Genomic DNA, 16,777 nt, shown 5'->3' with positions numbered 1-16,777 from the left:
GAGCCTAGCCCTTGCTCTTGTTTGCAGCAATCATTAAGATTTCAAAGTACCTTTCTAACTATTAGAAATCATCGGTAGATGTTTGAATCGCTGCCGATAGCGCTATTCACCTGCTAACAGGCAGGTCATCAATGAGGCCGTTATGCAGGAACTCCACTTGCGCTACTTTCAAAGCGTTGCGAAAACGGGCTCGCTATCCGCTGCCGCTGAAGAGCTGCACGTCGCTGTTTCAGCGGTTAGCCGCCAAATCACCAACCTTGAGCAGCGCCTGGATATCAAGCTGTTCAACCGCCAGCCGCGAGGTATGCAGTTAACCGAAGCAGGCAAACTGCTGAACGCCTATGCACTGCGTAACCAGTTAGAAGTTAATAGCGTTATCGATGAGATGCAGGATGTAATGACGCGCCAACGCCAAACCATTGTGGTGGCTTGCCCTGATGGCATGGCGTGGCACTTTCTCCCCAGCGTTATTTCGCACTTTATCACCCAGCATCCTGATATTCGGTTTGATCTTCAGATGGTCGATTCAGCGCGTGCTTCTGAATTGGTAAAAGAAGGCAGTGCCGATATCGCCTTAACCTTTAGCCTCTCGCCGGATATTGGCGTAAAGGTGGTTTCAAGCCATAACGCCGCGATTAGTGCCCTTATGTCGAGTGAGCACCCATTGGCGGGCAATGACGTTTTGTATGTAAAGGATTTATGCGACTACCCGCTTACCATGTCGCTTAATGGCTCGACAATGCGCTATCTGTTTGATGTAGCCTGTAGCTTGTCCGGTATTAAGGTATTCCCAAGCTTCTCCTGCGATTCACTTGGCGCGACCTATACCATGGTCAGCGAGCATCCCAATATGATCGGGTTGTGTAGTGCCGTGGCGGTAAGCGGTAAAATGCATAAGGATGGGCTGGTTTTAAAGCCGCTACACGAGCCCCAGCTTTCTCAGCGAAGCCTTCAGGTACAGGTGATGGCTGAACGCTACCTGCCTGCTCATATCGAGGCGTTTTTAGTTGTTCTGGAAGAGAAGCTGACGGCCGTTGTCTGTTGAACGCATGCCTGTTAGACGTTAAGCCACCCATTATAGGTGGCTTGGAAGCGAACGTTAAAAAGCTTAAACAATCCTATTAAAACCCTGCTTAAAACGGACCGTAGTTAATCGCGACGGCAACCCCGACAAACGCGCCGCCGATGACAATCCAAATCAATACCAGTGGTAGCACGAATTTGAACCACTCCACGTAAGAAACGCGGGCGATCGCCAGGCACGCCATCAAGGTGCCAGAAAGCGGAGTGATAATATTGGTAACGGCATCGCCCAGCTTGAAGGTGATGAAGGTCGCTTGGCGGGTGACTTCTAGCATATCGCCAATGGGAACCATAATTGGCATCACGATAGCGGCCTGGCCGGTACCCGAAGTAATCAATCCGTTAAATACCAGGTTAAAGACGTATAAAAGCTCCATGGCGACAATTTTTCCATGGCCATCCAAAGAGCTTGCGACGCTATGCACGAGGGTGTCGATGAGCTGTGCTTGTCTAAGCAGTACGATGACAGCAGCGGCTACACCCACCACTAATGCACCGTACATGACTTCGCTAGCGCCATTCATCAGGCGTTTTACAAAATCATTGGGGGACATTCTGCCGATCAGCGCCGTGGCGATTCCCACCATTAAAAACGTGGCAGAGAGTTCAGTGATTCCCCATCCGAAGTTAAAACCGCCGTACAGGAAAAACACAAATGAAGCGGCAAATATCAGCAGTACCAACTTATGGGCGAAGGTAAATGGCGGTAGGGCGCCTGGCTCGTGTGTGGCTTCGGTGTTATCAAAGGCGTCTGCACCCATCACGCTATGGGCCGGGTTCTGCTTGATACGTTTGGCATAGCGGCAGATGTACGCCGTGGTTACGGCCAAAAAGACAATAAAAATAACGCCCCGGTAAATAAACCCGGAAAACAGCGGTAGCTCGGCAATGGTTTGCCCGGCAACGGTAACGGTAGGGTCAAAAACACCTGCACCGAAGCCAGCGTAGGAGCCTAAAAAGATAATGGCTACGCCTACAATGGGGTCAAGCTTCATTGAGCGGGCAAGAAACAGTCCGATAGGTATAAAGGCAATGGCCAGGTTGGCACCTACCCCAACCGATGCAAGCGTTGAGAACGTAGCGCAAAAGATAAAAATAAGGACGTTTCGACGGCCATTGGCCTTACTGATGAGTTGGTGAATGCCTGCGCTGATGGCCCCTGTTGACTCAATCACCTTAAGCACGCCGCCGACCATCATGATTAAAAAGATCAGCGGAGCCGCCGCCACGAGGCCTTTTTGAATAGCGGTGAACAGGTCCATAACGTTCAGGGGCGCTGCAGTAATGTACTGAAAGCTATCGGTGGCGACCTGCGTCAGGCCATTGTTGGTGGTTCTTTCGTAGCTTCCTGCGGGGATTATATAAGAGGCGAGCAGTACCAGTACCATAAAGCTAAACAGGATGATGAACACATCCGGCATAGGGCGTTTTTTCTTCATTGTTTGTGCCTTTTCTGGCGCGCCTTTACTCAGCTTCGTTGTCATATTCGTCTTCGCGGTCAGAGGGTTATCGTTTTATTGGTGGCGCTGCTCTAGGCAGTATGTGCGACTCAAACGCTCAACGACAAGTAAACCGTGTGCATGGCCGAGGGGGTAGGTGGGCCGAAGCGGTTTAGTGTGAGGCGTAGCATCAGGTGGTGGTGTTTTTTCTCACCTTGACGCGTGAGCCCTACGTACTTCCAGGTAATGGCTTAGAAGGTCCATAGTGCTTGGCTCGCACGTGGTGAAAGGGCCACCTTTAGTGTTGTTTAAAATCAACCTACCAAGGAAGCCCATGGCTAACAATTGTGAATTTATCAAATGTGTTTTCTATTTTAGGCAAGCGCTCTTGGCAGCCAGAAGGAAGTATCCGAGCAACCAAATAAAGCCGCTAAATGGTCGGTTCAAAATGCCCGCTCAACGATGTTTTACACTGCCGTAGATAACAGCTCTGCAGGCCATATCGCGTAATTTTACGCGTTAACAGCGCATAGCCAAGCGGCCTGCTACTGTCTATATAGAACCTGCTACTGTCTATATAGAAAAGGTGGGGTTTAGGGTTCGCTCTATTAAGCATGTATAGACGGAGTTACGCATCTAACGGAGGATAATATGCAATCCAACATTGAGCATCGGGGTAGCTGTCTCTGCGGTGAAGTGCAGCTTTTAACTAATTTAGACAGTCATCATGTAGCGGTTTGCCACTGCAGCCTTTGTAGAAAGTGGGGTGGAGGGCCACTGTTTGCGGTTGAGTCCAAAAACGAGGTGGATTTCCAGGGGACTGAGCATATTGCTATCTTCAGTTCCTCAGAGTGGGCCGAGCGCGGTTTTTGCAAGCAGTGTGGGACGCATCTGTTTTATCGGTTAAAAGAGGGCGGGCACTATGCTATCCCAGTGGGGCTTCTGGAGGATAACGACCAGTGGCAGCTTGAGGAGCAGATATTTATTGAGCAAAAACCAGCGTTTTACTCGTTTTCTCAAGCTACCAGAGATTTAACCGGCGAGGAGATTTTTGCTCAACATACTGGCAATTAAGAGGTTTCGTGGCCATCGCAAACACTGGCTACCTCCTCTGCCTATGCTTCACTTAGGAGAGATATGGCCCCTTCACGACTTCTACTCATGGCAGATGCGATATTAGTCGTTCATGTGCTGTTTGTTGTCTTTGTCGTCTTCGGGTTGCTGGCTATTTATGTCGGTTATTTTTTAAGGTGGCGATGGGTGCGAAATAAGAGGTTTCGTATTCTGCATTTGTCCGCTATTGGGTATGTAGTGGTGCAGTCCTGGTTGGGCGCGGTTTGCCCGCTTACTACGTGGGAAATGGCCTTGAGAGCAGAGGCCGGTACAGCAACCTATACGGGGTCCTTCATTCAGTACTGGTTGCAAAGCCTGCTTTACTACACGGCGCCGGAGTGGGTATTTGTGCTGCTTTATACGGTTTTTGGTAGCCTGGTGTTGTGCAGCTGGTTTTTAGTGCGGCCAAACAAACAGAAAGGAAGCGATGATGGCTAATAAATCTAAAAGCAACGGAAGCGAAAGCAATCCCTCTGGCAAGAGTGAATCATTAGCCACAATTTCGTGCGGGGCTGAACAGCTGCTTGTGGCTGCTCTCGAGCGAGGCGTTAATTGTCTTGAAACCGGGCGTTTTCTTATCAGTTATCGTGAAGGGCGAATGGAAGAGGGCATTAAGTCTCTCAAGGCTCAAAAGTTTCGAGTGGCCGACGCGCGTGACTTTGCTGACCAAGCCGTCAGTTTGGAAGACGCTGGCGATGCGGAGGTTGTGGTGTTCCCAGAGCTTGGGGTTGCGCTTGTTGGCAGTGACGCTTTACAGCTACATGGGATGAGCCTCAATGACCCTATTTCAGCAGATAGCCCAATAGAAATTATTGAGCCTGAGTATTTTGCCTTTTCCGAAAATTCAGAGTATCTGCGAGGTTTTTTGCGGGCCGCGAGTACGATTGCTCGCGATCTTGGCGCAGATTTTGATCTGGATGAAGCCCAAGACAAGCTTGAACCAGGCAAGCCAGAAACGACCTGGGGATTGATTCAATGCAACGTTTTGCAAAGCCGGTGGAGTGGGGCTGGCATTAAAGTGGCCGTGCTGGATACCGGGATGGACCTTGGCCATCCTGACTTTGTAGGTAGAGAGTTTATTACCCGCTCATTCGTAGGAGAGCCGGTTCAAGATATCAATGGCCACGGAACGCACTGTATCGGCACGGCCTGCGGCCCCAGGGTGCCTTTCGAGAACGCTCCGCGCTACGGTATTGCATCCGATTCACAGGTGTTCGTTGGAAAGGTGCTCACCAACTCGGGTAGCAGTACAGGGGCGGGAGTGCTTGCGGGCATGAATTGGGCGATCGCTAATCGATGTGACGTCATTTCGATGTCGCTGGGCAGTCAAAGTCCTGTGCAAGCCGCCTACACCCACGCGGGTGCCGCGGCTCTGCGTAAAGGGTGTCTGATTATTGCTGCCGCAGGAAACTCTTCTGCTCATACGGGAGCGCCTGCCAACTCACCTACTATCATGTCGGTTGCATCTATTGATGCCAACTTAAAGCCTTCGAGCTTTTCTAACGCAGGCAAAATCGAAATTGCTGCGCCTGGCGGCGACATTTTTTCGTCCTGGCCCCGGCCGGTACACCATAAAACGATTAGCGGAACCAGTATGGCGACGCCCCACGTTGCAGGCTGCGCCGCCCTTTGGGCTGAGTCAGATGCCTCGCTGCGCGGTATGAAGCTTTGGCAACGCCTGCTGGATTCTGCAAAGCCTTTACCATCCTCCGGTTCCCGTGTTGGGGCCGGGTTGGTACAGGCACCTTAGATGAGGATGGTCGATGCCGACAATAGCGCTTTGGATAATCACGATTTCTGAAGATCAATCGATCAATGAAATAGCTTCGCGCCTTAGTGATGAAGGACTCACGATCAGAGATGTATTTGAGGAGATTGGGTGCATCACCGGGGCGGCAGATGACGTTACCGTTGAGCGGCTTAAAAAGGTCAACGGAGTGGTGGATATTGCCCCTGATATGCAGCTCGATATAGGCCCGCCAGGTGCTGATAAGACTTGGTGATTCCTCAGCAACCACCTTGGAAGGAGCTGTTAAAGGAGACTGGGTGCGCCGCATTAAAATGTCATACCCATTATTGGCTGTTTCGTTTTCACTGGAGAAGTGTCATGGCAACACCCGCAAAGAATACGGTTTGTCTTTGGTTTGATGGTAGCGCAGAAGAAGCCGCGCGCTTTTATGCAGATACCTTTCCTGATTCGTTTGTTAGTGCCGTTCACCGCGCGCCGGGAGACTTTCCATCCGGTAAGGAAGGGGATGTGTTGACCGTTGAGTTTACCGTGCTGGGCATTCCATGCCTGGGGCTTAACGTTGGGCCTGAGTTTACGCATAGCGAAGCGTTTTCTTTTCAGGTCTCAACCAGTGATCAGGCCGAAACGGATCGCTATTGGAACGCGATAGTGGGTAATGGCGGGCAAGAAAGCGCATGTGGTTGGTGTAAAGATAAATGGGGCGTGTCTTGGCAGGTAACGCCTGTGGTGCTGATTGAAGCGATCACTGCCTCGGACCCTGCTGCTGCTAAGCGCGCGTTTGCAGCGATGATGCAGATGAAAAAAATCGATATCGCCACCATTGAGGCAGCACGTAACGGTTGAATTAGATAAAAGATGTTTACCCATCGCGCGTTAACGACAGGGCTGAGGCAATGGAGTCAGTTAGCACTATTATTATTTCTGAATTTTCTGATTTTAATGACTTAAGTGAATTTATCATTGTAGTGACTCGATTGCTGATGGCTGCTTTTCTCGGCGGCCTCTTGGGGCTTGAGCGTGAACAGAGCGGTAAGCCAGCTGGAATACGTACCCACATGCTTGTGTGCATGGGGGCGGCGTTATTTATATTAATTCCGCAGCAAGCAGGCATTTCAGATGCAGAGATGAGCCGAGTCATTCAAGGTGTTATTAGCGGCATTGGTTTTTTATGTGCTGGAAGTATTATCACCCGTAAGAATGATCTATTTGCTACCGGACTTACCACGGCGGCTGGCATTTGGTTTACAGCGGCTATAGGTGTCGCCGTTGGTCTTGGGCGTGAGCAAACGGCCGTTTTGTGTACCGTGCTGGCCTGGACAGTGCTGTATGTGGTGCCTTTCTTCTCACGCGCAAGAACCAAGAAAAAGCCTGTATGCTCAGGATCGAAAGAAGATGACTCTGGTAATAAATAAGCGTGAGACGTTACCCGTTAATTTGCGGCATTCATGGCTTTATGGGCCTTCATAAGCTGAACAAACGCAGGGGGCGAAAAGACACGGCTCGGTCCTCTGAAAACGCTTAGGAGGCAGCGAGAAATGCCGGACAAACCGGTGAACCAACGATGGTTGAAAAAGAGGCTAATCTGACATTTTATGGCTGAAATTATCACTATCCTTCTTTTATCATTAATGGCAGGGGCCGCAATGCCCATCGGGGCATTATTAGCTAAGTTTGACTTGGTTCATCCCTCCCTGTTAGGGGATTCCTGGCGACATTTCATTATTGCTTTTGGCGGTGGAGCGCTAATGTCAGCGGTCGCTCTGGTACTGGTACCTGAAGGTGCTAGTAAGTTACCGCTTGTACCGGCCGCCTTGTGTTTTGCTGCTGGTGGGATATGTTTTTACTTCCTTGATGCCTACTTAAAAAAACTCAATAGCTCGGTAGGCCAACTGGTGGCAATGTTATCTGATTTTATCCCTGAAGCGATTGCCTTGGGTGCCGCCTTTGCAGTAGGCGAAGGCACAGGGTTGCTGCTTGCACTATTAATGATTTTACAAAATCTGCCCGAGGGGTTTAATGCTTACGAAGAACTGAGCAGTAATGCTCAACTATCTTCCAAGAAAATCATACTGGCATTTAGCGGTTTGGCATTAGTGGGGCCTATTTCAGCAGCAACCGGCTATTACGTATTGGCACAGTACGATGTGTTAATGGGAGCATTAATGCTATTTGCTAGTGCAGGAATTTTGTATCTTGTTTTTCAGGATATTGCCCCCGGGTCCAAACTCGAACACCAGGGAATGCCGGCGATCGGTGCTGTCGCTGGGTTTCTGCTTGGGTTGATGGGTAACATGGTGCTTCTTGCCTCCTGATGGCAAATAACTGCAAGCAGCGCAATGTTATGACCATGCGGTTTAATGACGAAGAATATGAGTCTACGCCTCGCTTTTTCTTTCTTTAATATCTAGCCATGAACTGAATTAGGAGTGGGTTTTTGTTTTTAAATACAGGATAATTAATAATCATTTTTATTAAGGATAGTGATATGCCCGCAACTTCCAAGACGTTAATTTTGACTGCTGCTGGCGTTGTAGTGCTCGGGGCAGGGGGATATATAGGCGCCCAAGCGGTGGTGGGTAATGAGGTGGAAAAAGCGCTAGCCCAAACCTTTGCGCAGTTGGATGATTCTGTTTCCTGGTACGCAAGCGACGTAACGATTGATAAATCGTTGTTCAATACAGCGGCGACGGCAACGATCGGTGTGGAAGGTGTTGAAAACGCCAATGCCCAGGTGAATCTGCTGGTGGATCACGGCATTATCAATAGCCCGGTTACCGGCACGATTCATCCCAACGAGCAGTTTCTACGCGGGGATATCGACGTTGATCTGGTTGCTACTCGCAGCGCCGTCACGGGGCAGCTGACGGCCGGTTCGTTAAGCGGCGTTGAGTTTGACGGCACTCTGCACGACCTGGTAGTGGATCTTGACCTGGAAGATGAAGACATTTGGAAGGTAGACGGTCAGGCCCGTGAAATTGTTGTCAATAACGAGAACGACTCGTTTCGGATTGTCTCGCCACGCTTTGAAAATAGCTCCCAGGAAGCGTCTAGCCTGATCCATCAACGCCTGGAAATACCCAAAATTGAGTTTTTGGCGCAGGGCGTCAATGTTTACATGGATGGCATTGAGCTTGAAGCCGAGTCTGAATCCGTGGGTGATAGCCAGATCGTCAATTCAGGCGGCCGTTTTAAGATGGCCGATATCGGCGCCGATGGCACCTCAATGGGCAGCCTGTCACTTGATATGGATGCCAAGAGCTGGGATATGCCAGCATTTCAGGCGCTTCAGGAAGCCTATGCACCGCTGGAAGCCATGCGTGCAGAGTATGAAGAGACCGGCGTACGCGGTGATGAGCAGGAAGAGCGTGAACTACTGATCCAGTCTATCGAACGTGGCTATGATGTCCTGATTGCGAGCCCCTCGATCGCGTTCCAACCATTGGAAGCACACGTCACGCTGCCCATGCTGGGTATCGATTTTAATCCCCGCATTACGGCGGATATCCGCTTTAACGGTGACGAATTTTCCAAGGAGGCGTTATATAGCGCTTTATGGGATAACCGTTTGCCGTTACCCGAGCAGCTTCAGACATCGCAAGATAGGATGAGCACACTGGAGGCACAAGAGTACCTCCAAAACCGCTTGAGCCTGGATATTGGCGTAACGACACCTCCCCAGATGGTACTTTCACTCATTCCCATGCCTTATGCTCTGTTAATCGATCCGGACTTTGAAGAGCAGACGCTGACCTGGCAAGGCGGTGTCCTGACGGTTAATGGTGAAGAAGTGATGTAAGCAAGGCTTGTGTTTTAACACTACGCCATAGGGGCTGGCGTAGTGTTAAATCAAGGATGCTAAATCAATGGTATAAAGATCACTGCACTAAACAAATTTGTACCGTATTGAAACTTTCGGTCAATGGAAAACATCCTTATCAGGCGATAACGCAGTGGTTGAATCCCGCTACCATGCAAGTACATGTGTTTAAAAGCCAGAACATCTGGTTTGATCCCTCGCCTTATATCAATACGGATATGATTGCTGTCTTTATCGAGCAGAATGATCCCCAGAAATATCACATGGATATAGAGTTTTTGCCTAAACTCGCCAAGTAAAGCCGTCAGGCCGTGATAAGTAATAGTTTTTTTATTAACCACAGGAAGGATCAATTATGGTTTTAACTATCATTATCGTAGCGATAATAGCGATAATAGCGGTTATCGCGTTCTACCTTATCGGTGTGTACAACCGACTTGTCTCATTGCGAAACCGATTTCAAAACGCCTTTGCTCAAATTGAAGTGCAGCTAAAGCGCCGTCACGACTTGATACCTAACCTGGTTGAAACCGCCAAAGGCTATCTTAGCCACGAACGCGAAACGCTTCAGTCGGTGATTGAAGCGCGCAATTCAGCGGCGGCGGGGCTCAAAGCGGCGGCTGCCAACCCAGGGAGCGCCAAAGCAATGGCTGAATTGGGCGGGGCAGAAGGTGCGCTAAGCCAAGCGATGGGGCGGCTTAATGTGGTGATGGAAGCTTACCCGGACCTCAAGGCCTCTGAAAACATGCAGCAGCTCTCTGAGGAGCTTACCAGTACTGAGAACAAGGTCGCTTTCGCCCGCCAAGCGTTCAACGATGCCGTCATGCAATATAACACTTACCGCCAGAGCTTCCCTCCGGTGGCCGTAGCTGGCCTGTTGGGGCATGGCGAGGACGCTTCCTTCCTGGAATTCGAGGACAGCGCCCAGATTCAGTCAGCGCCTAAAATATCGTTTTGAGGCGTTCTTGAACCCACAAGGATAGGTGTGTATGGATTTCTTTACGGCTCAGGACAATGCCCGGCGTAAAACCGGGCAGCTGGTTGTTTTATTGGTAGCGGCGGTAATAGCCCTGATAGCGGTCACCACTGTCGTGGTCGCAATCGTCGTGCATTTCATGAGAGATGACCGAGGCAGCGTGACAACGAATAACCTGTTGGCTGCGCTATCCCCAGAACTGGTAGCCGTGGTTGCGCTTGGCGTGGTGGCGTTAGTGGGTCTCGGCGGGCTTTTCAAGCGATCTCAGCTGCGTCGCGGCGGCGGTAAAGTAGTGGCCGAGGCGCTGGGCGGACGAGAAATCAGCCCCAGCACCGAAAACGCTAACGAGCGCCGTATTCTCAACGTGGTGGAAGAAATGGCAATTGCCTCGGGCACGCCGGTTCCACCGGTTTACCTGCTTCAGGAAGCGGGTATTAACGCTTTCGCCGCCGGGTATGATACCAGCGATGCCGTGATCGGGATCACCCAAGGGGCGATCGATCACCTCAACCGCGAGGAACTGCAAGGCGTGGTTGCCCATGAATTTAGCCACATCCTGCATGGCGATATGCGCTTAAATATGCGCTTGATCAGCGTACTTCACGGTGTGCTTTTGATCGGTCTTTTAGGCTATATTCTGCTTCGCAGTACGGCATCACGTGGTCGAGCTGTGCGGCGCAATAACCAAAATGGCAAAGGCGCTGTCGTCGTACTTGCCCTTGGCGTTGCTTTGGCCGTCATTGGCTATGCGGGCACGTTTTTTGGCAACTGGATCAAGGCGGCAGTTAGCCGCCAGCGAGAATACCTGGCCGATGCCTCTGCCGTTCAATATACGCGTAACCCCAATGGCATCGGCCAAGCGTTAATTAAGATAGGCTCCCTTACGCAGGGGGCCAGAATCGAGGCCTCCCAAGCGAGCGAATATAGTCACCTGTTTTTCGGCCAGGGCATGAAGCTTGGTTTCACTCGCTTATTGGCGACCCACCCGCCGATACGCCAGCGCATCAAACGCGTTATGCCAAGCTGGAACGGTGAATTTAACGCGCCGCTCAGTGCGCCTTTTGACGGTGACGTGGAAAAAGCGGGAGGTGAGTCAACGGTTGGCTTTGCAGACACCCCCTCCGCTCACGCCCACTCCAGCGCAGCAACCATGAACGGCGCCTCGGCCCGCATGGCGATTGCCTCAATGGGGCAACCCGGCCCACGCCATTTGGCCCAAGCACGTACCATGCTCAGTGCATTGCCTACGCGGCTCGTCGATGCCGCCCACGATCCTTATGCAGTGCGAGCATTAATGTACGCACTGCTGCTGAGCCAGAATATTGAGGTGCGTAAGCAGCAGCTGGCATCACTTCAGCAGACAGCCTTGCCCGATGTGTATCGTGAAGTCATGAATCATGCCGGGGACGTATTAATGCTTAGAGACCAGCTTCGTCTGCCACTGATGGAATTGGCGTTGCCTGCATTAAAAAACCTATCGGTGGGTCAGGCGACGCATTTTCGACACTGCATGGTAGAGCTGATCAATGCGGATAGTCAGGTCAGCCTGTTTGAATGGACGCTGTATCACTGGCTGGTTCATCACTTGGGCCTGGGCAAGAAAGATAGTGGCCCTGCTGTTCGTAAGCTGAGCGATCTACAGCAGGAGTGCCAGCTACTGCTCAACGTGCTGGCCAGGGCAGGGCAGAGTGATCCTGACAAGGTAAACGCCGCGTTGGATGCTGCTGAAAAAGAGCTGCCGTTTGCACTGAACGTAAAAAGAGAGGCCCCTGATATCAAAGCGCTGGGCCCCGCAGTCAGCCGCTTGGGTCGTTTACGACCGCAACAAAAGCCTGCTGTTCTGCAGGCAATGGCCCGCTGTATTGAGCATAGCGGGCAAATAAAGCCCGCAGAGGCCGAGCTGTTTCGCGTCATCGCCGATATGCTGGAATGCCCTATGCCGCCGCTGTTGATAGAGAGTGATTGAGCGTCGCCATTCTCAAGGCGGGGAGTATCCATAGTATGAATGAGGCAGAGTCCTTGAGCCGAGCGATTAACGAGAAGATAGTACTCTGCTCATACAGTACTGATTGGCCAACTCTGTTTGAAGAGGAACGGGCTCGGCTGCTACATCTTTTCAACTTCCATGGAATATAACGCCTCTCTGATCGATAGGCGTTGGGCGGCGAAATATAGGTTGGATAGAGAAGCGTATACAGCAGCAAAAAGGGACTTTATTTGCGAAACCCTGAATGGTGGCCTCTAACCAATACAGCAATGAAGCGTCATTGGTTTAATAAAAATTAAATTTATGGAGAGTTATTGTCAGTTAAATCGATATAGTGATAAGTGGGTTCGTTATTTAAAGTGTTTGCTCTAGGCTTTCGTTGTTTAGAAAATTATTTCGTCTAATCAAGGGGGGGATGATGCCTGCCTACGCTGTTGCTCTCATTCGAGAAACTCGATTCGATCCTGAGGTTAAACAATATTTAGAGCGTATCGACGCAACGCTCGCTCCTTTTTCAGGTAAATACCTTGTTCATGGTGGGCCATACACGCCACTTGAGGGCGCGTGGGCTGGCGATCTGGTCGTCATTGAGTTTCCTACTATGGAACAAGCTCAAGGGTGGTATGACTCCGATGCTTATAAGGCGATTCGCCCATTTCGTACCCAGCATACCGAGGGCGATGTGCTGTTGGTTCAGGGCGTGCCAGAGGGGCACAAAGGTGCGGATATCTTGGGCTAGTGATACCCGCACCTCACGCGCCGACCTTGATAGTAAGAATGCTGCTTCCTGCTTTTAAGCCGGTTCAGATATTTGTGTGTCTCGCCATGTCATCACCTGCAACTCATCAACAAGCCGTTCGACTTTACTTATTGCGTCAGCAACTGACTTCGCCAATACCTCCCCGCCCACTTCCTGCCCCTCAATGGCGATATAGTGAATTTGAGTGATGCCAATAAACGCCAGTGCAGTGGCTAAATTGGGCTCCAGGTGGTTGATGTGCGCCATCTTTCCACCGAAATCAAATCCTATCCCGCCTCTGGCGGTAAGAACAACCGCATGCCTTGGCCGGTCAGAAAGCTTTGGAACGTAAGGATCAGTCGGGTTACTCTCATCGATATCCACCGTTCGACCGGGGCGTACTACTTGGTCGATCCACGCTTTGAGGGCGGCAGGCATGCCGAAGTTGTAGAACGGCGTGCCGATCACTACGACATCCGCGGCGATTAATTCATCAACCAGCTGGTCGCTTTCTGCTAGTGCATCCTTCATCCAAGGTGCCCGCTGTTCTTCAGGCGTGAAAGCCGACGCGATCCAGTCGTGGTTAAGAAAGGATGGCGGGTGTTGGCCTATATCGCGATAGGTGATCATGTCTTGCGGGCGGCGTGATTGCCATTGTTTGGCAAACTGATCGGTAAGGTGACGGCTGTGAGAGCCATGATTGTCTGTTCCTGCAATCCCCGGGCGAGCGCTGGCGTCTATATGTAGGATATGCGGCATGGATAGTCTCCTGTTTTGAGCTGAGTTCATCTATGATTAACAACAGGCGTAGCTTAGACTTGGCTTATGAGCCGTAACAAACGACCTTTTCTTGCAGGTATAGATGAGTAAAACTCATTCATGAATTCTCGACGATTACCCTCGCTTTCGGCACTTCGCGCTTTTGAAGCCGCTGCTCGCCATGAAAGTGCCAAGCAGGCGGCGCTGGAGCTTTCAGTTACCGCCACGGCCATTAGTCACCAGATTCGTGGGCTTGAAGAGGCGCTAGGCATTGTGCTGTTTGTGCGCAGGCCCAGGCAGCTTGAATTGACGCCGCAAGGCCGCGAGCTGCAGCAGGTGCTGGAATCCTCGTTCGACAATATCAGTAATACCATTGAACGCTTGAGCGCCATGCCCGAGCGGCGGGGTATCACGCTGACGACCACACCGGTGGTAGCCGTGCGTTGGTTGCTGCCCTGGGTTTGCATACTGCGCGAATCTCATCCAGACATTGACCTGCGAATCCATGCGTCCCACGAGCCCATTGCGCTAGATGGGATAACCGCCGACCTTGCCATTCGGCATGGCGATGGACGTTGGCCAGGACTGGTCGCTGAGAAGCTGTTTGATACCACATTGATTCCGGCGTGTAGCCCTCAGCTTGCTCAGCATTTAGGGGAGGATCTATCGAAGTATCCGCTGATTCACTTTCGACCTCAGGGAGTATGTATATCGCCAATGGATTGGCCGGGTTACCAGAAAACCGCCCAGATTCCAGGGTTGAATGTCGGCGCCGGGCTGGCTTTCTCTGACGAAAGCCACGCTATTTCAGCGGCTGTGGGAGGGCAGGGCGTCATGCTGATGAGCCGTCAGCTGATTGAAGATGAGTTGGCCGAAGGACGCCTGGTACAACCTTTTGGCCCTGAACTTGAAGACCGCGCCTTCTTTTTGGCCTACCCCGAAAGCCGCCGAAACGATCCAACGATGTTGGCGCTTCGCGACTGGGTGATGGCAGTGCCTGGCAGGCTATCAACGTCTTCGGCTTGATAACATTCTGTATTTATACCGTTATCTTGATGAGGTTTTTAGAGCGAAGCCACGGCTGTGCCTACTTATACATATCAAGCTAGATAGAAGCGAGCTGGATAGAGTGCCCCCTTGCTTATTTTAACTTAGCTTTTTGTTTGCTTTCCGGCGGTACTTTTTCTTTTTGTATAACGCTTTTTTGGCTTACTCGTGTGCTTCGCCGGGCCGCCGGTTGCGCCCTGGGCCGTTTGCAAACTCTGCCTGAGCTTTCCCGCGTCGCTTTGATTAAGCAGGGCGCGAAGGTCATCCAGCAGTGCATGCTGAAAAGCGCCTGCATCATCCTGTTGTTCGGAAATGGCCCGCAGGCGCTGCTCCCAAAGGGCGGTGCGTTCCGGCGTGCTGACGGCGCTGGGTAGGGCGGTGATTAACGCGCTCCCCAGTTTGGTGGCACGTAGGGCTTTTTGTTGACGCACCAGGTAGCCGCGCTGTACCAAGGTTTCGATGATACCGGCGCGGGTGGCTTCGGTACCCAGGCCATCGGTGTCCCGTAAGGTCTTGCGAACGTTCGGGTCATCCACATAGCGGCCGATGTTCATCATCGCCTTGATTAGGCTGGCATCGGTAAACGGCTCGGGTGGACGGGTTTCTTTTTCCTCTACGCCTGCACCCAGTGCTTTGCAGTGTTCATTTTGGGTAAGCGGTGGCAGCGGCGGCGCTTCTTCTTTTGTGGTGAAAAGCGGTTTCCAGCCAGAGTCGAGAATGCTTTGACCGCGGGCACGGAACGCCTCGTTTAACAGGGTGAACTCGGCTTTCACTTCAAAGGTGCGCAAAGGGCGATAGAACTGGGCCATCACGTTGCGCACCACCAACCGAAACACGTGGCCTTCGGTGGCCGAGAGCTGACTGAAATCAGCAGGCTTGCCGGTAGGCGCCAATGCGTGGTGGGCGCCTACCTGCTTGTCGTTCCAGGCTTTGGAGCGCAGTGAGAAATCGGCACCGTTTAGCCACTGGCTGAGCGTGTCATCATTTTGGCAGGCGCCGGTTAAGCTGCGCTGGGCAAGGGCCAAGTGCTCTTCGGGCAGATAGCGACAGTCGGAGCGCGGGTAGGTGATCAGCTTGTGCTGCTCGTAAAGGCGCTGGCAAATATCCAGCACCATTTGTGCGGAAAGCCCAAAGCGTCGGGCGGCATCTACCTGAAGTGCGGAAAGCGAGTAGGGCAGCGGCGGTGCTTGGCGTTTTTCCTGCTGGTCGAGCTTGGTGAGCTGGCCGGTAGCACCCGGCAATTGGGCGGCCAGCGCATCGGCAGGCGTGCGGTCAATCAAGCGGCCTTGATCGTCCAGCGGCTGGTTTTCCTGGGGCGCCCACCAGGCGCGTAGCTGGCCTTTTTCAACCTGTAAGTCCACCCAGAGCGGATAGAACGAGTGCGGCTTGAAATCTCGAATGGCGTTATCTCGACGCACAATCAGCCCAAGTACCGGGGTTTGCACGCGGCCAACGGAAAGCACACCATCGTGGCCCGCCTGGCGGCCGGTGAGCGTCCAGGCACGAGTCAAGTTGATGCCATATAGCCAGTCAGCGCGTGAACGCGCTTGCGCTGCCTGAAAAAGTGGCTGGAATTCTTGATTGGAGCGCAGTTTTGCGAGGGCACGGCTCACCGCTGGGCGGTTCAAATCGCTGATCAACAGGCGTTGAACCGGGCCGCGGTACTTCAAGTGCTCGATCACTTCCTGCACCAGTAGTTGGCCTTCGCGATCCGGATCGCCAGCATGAACAACATCAGTGGCCTGCTTGATTAACTTGCGAATCACCGCTAGCTGCCCACGCGCTTTATAACGCGGTGCCAACTTCCAGATGCCGGGCACGATGGGCAAACGGTCCAGACGCCACTGTTTATCGGCGGGGTCGTAGGCCTCGGGTGGGGACTGCTCAAGCAGGTGACCCAAACACCAGGTCACGGTGGTATCACCGCACACAATAGCGCCTTCCTGGCGTTTGGGACTTCCCGGCAGCGCTTCAGCAATAGCCCGGGCAAGGCTGGGTTTTTCGGCAATAATCAAGCGCATGCGAAGCGTGGCCTTAACGTCTGTTCGAAATGCGCCTATGGTAACA

General features: G+C 52.0%; 16 protein-coding genes. 13 read left to right on the top strand and 3 right to left on the bottom strand.

Annotation, left to right across the window (positions count from 1 at the left end; translation table 11 throughout):
• The first annotated feature begins 142 nt into the window (after window positions 1–142).
• A complete protein-coding gene (locus CZ787_RS01995; RefSeq protein ID WP_087105654.1) occupies window positions 143–1,045 on the top strand; it encodes a LysR family transcriptional regulator in 903 nt (300 codons plus the stop codon).
• 88 nt (window positions 1,046–1,133) lie between these two features.
• Here the strand turns inward: CZ787_RS01995 and CZ787_RS01990 are convergent, their stop codons facing one another.
• The gene (locus tag CZ787_RS01990; protein WP_087105653.1) at window positions 1,134–2,522 is read right to left on the bottom strand and encodes a YfcC family protein; all 1,389 of its coding nucleotides are present in this window, start codon (window positions 2,520–2,522) and stop codon (window positions 1,134–1,136) included.
• Between the two features lie 651 nt (window positions 2,523–3,173).
• Between CZ787_RS01990 and CZ787_RS01985 the strand changes: the two genes are divergently transcribed.
• The 11 genes from CZ787_RS01985 to CZ787_RS01925 all read left to right on the top strand — a co-directional run bounded on the left by CZ787_RS01985 (window position 3,174) and on the right by CZ787_RS01925 (window position 12,904).
• Window positions 3,174–3,596, top strand: coding sequence for a GFA family protein (locus tag CZ787_RS01985; protein WP_087105652.1), 423 nt, complete (start codon window positions 3,174–3,176; stop codon window positions 3,594–3,596).
• A 63-nt stretch (window positions 3,597–3,659) separates the two neighbouring features.
• Window positions 3,660–4,073 (top strand): DUF2784 domain-containing protein, encoded by a 414-nt coding sequence (locus tag CZ787_RS01980; protein ID WP_087105651.1) that lies wholly within the window; start codon window positions 3,660–3,662, stop codon window positions 4,071–4,073.
• Window positions 4,066–5,385 carry a S8 family serine peptidase gene (locus tag CZ787_RS01975; RefSeq protein ID WP_087105650.1) on the top strand — a complete coding sequence of 440 codons (1,320 nt, stop codon included), beginning with the start codon at window positions 4,066–4,068 and terminating at the stop codon, window positions 5,383–5,385. Before CZ787_RS01980 ends, CZ787_RS01975 begins: the two co-directional genes overlap by 8 nt.
• 13 nt (window positions 5,386–5,398) lie before the next feature.
• On the top strand, window positions 5,399–5,638 hold the full coding sequence (locus tag CZ787_RS01970; RefSeq protein ID WP_087105649.1) for a hypothetical protein: 240 nt from the start codon (window positions 5,399–5,401) through the stop codon (window positions 5,636–5,638).
• 104 nt (window positions 5,639–5,742) lie between these two features.
• A complete protein-coding gene (locus tag CZ787_RS01965) occupies window positions 5,743–6,228 on the top strand; it encodes a VOC family protein (protein WP_087105648.1) in 486 nt (161 codons plus the stop codon).
• 50 nt (window positions 6,229–6,278) lie between these two features.
• Window positions 6,279–6,797: an MgtC/SapB family protein gene (locus tag CZ787_RS01960; RefSeq protein WP_087105647.1), complete on the top strand. Its 519-nt coding sequence runs from the start codon at window positions 6,279–6,281 to the stop codon at window positions 6,795–6,797.
• Between the two features lie 180 nt (window positions 6,798–6,977).
• The gene (locus CZ787_RS01955) at window positions 6,978–7,697 is read left to right on the top strand and encodes a ZIP family metal transporter (protein ID WP_087105646.1); all 720 of its coding nucleotides are present in this window, start codon (window positions 6,978–6,980) and stop codon (window positions 7,695–7,697) included.
• A 173-nt stretch (window positions 7,698–7,870) separates the two neighbouring features.
• Entirely contained in the window at window positions 7,871–9,181 is a 1,311-nt protein-coding gene (locus tag CZ787_RS01950) for a DUF945 family protein (protein ID WP_087105645.1), read from the top strand.
• Between the two features lie 376 nt (window positions 9,182–9,557).
• Window positions 9,558–10,160 carry a LemA family protein gene (locus CZ787_RS01940; RefSeq protein WP_087105644.1) on the top strand — a complete coding sequence of 201 codons (603 nt, stop codon included), beginning with the start codon at window positions 9,558–9,560 and terminating at the stop codon, window positions 10,158–10,160.
• A 31-nt stretch (window positions 10,161–10,191) separates the two neighbouring features.
• Complete coding sequence (locus CZ787_RS01935; RefSeq protein WP_087105643.1) at window positions 10,192–12,144, top strand: M48 family metallopeptidase; 1,953 nt, start codon at window positions 10,192–10,194, stop codon at window positions 12,142–12,144.
• Between the two features lie 439 nt (window positions 12,145–12,583).
• Complete coding sequence (locus CZ787_RS01925; protein WP_087105642.1) at window positions 12,584–12,904, top strand: DUF1330 domain-containing protein; 321 nt, start codon at window positions 12,584–12,586, stop codon at window positions 12,902–12,904.
• Window positions 12,905–12,958: 54 nt separating this feature from the next.
• Here CZ787_RS01925 and CZ787_RS01920 read toward each other — a convergent pair whose 3' ends face one another.
• A complete protein-coding gene (locus tag CZ787_RS01920; RefSeq protein ID WP_087105641.1) occupies window positions 12,959–13,663 on the bottom strand; it encodes an FMN-dependent NADH-azoreductase in 705 nt (234 codons plus the stop codon).
• Window positions 13,664–13,783: 120 nt separating this feature from the next.
• Here CZ787_RS01920 and CZ787_RS01915 point away from each other — a divergent pair, with 120 nt between their 5' ends.
• On the top strand, window positions 13,784–14,689 hold the full coding sequence (locus tag CZ787_RS01915; protein WP_087105640.1) for a LysR substrate-binding domain-containing protein: 906 nt from the start codon (window positions 13,784–13,786) through the stop codon (window positions 14,687–14,689).
• Window positions 14,690–14,814: 125 nt separating this feature from the next.
• Here CZ787_RS01915 and CZ787_RS01910 read toward each other — a convergent pair whose 3' ends face one another.
• Window positions 14,815–16,731 (bottom strand): DNA topoisomerase III, encoded by a 1,917-nt coding sequence (locus CZ787_RS01910; protein WP_087105639.1) that lies wholly within the window; start codon window positions 16,729–16,731, stop codon window positions 14,815–14,817.
• Window positions 16,732–16,777 lie beyond the last annotated feature (46 nt).

It is taken from the genome of Halomonas citrativorans, assembly GCF_900163645.1.
GTDB lineage: Bacteria > Pseudomonadota > Gammaproteobacteria > Pseudomonadales > Halomonadaceae > Vreelandella > Vreelandella citrativorans.
Note: the sequence above shows the minus strand (reverse complement) of the source record. Positions and strands in the feature narration are given on the sequence as shown.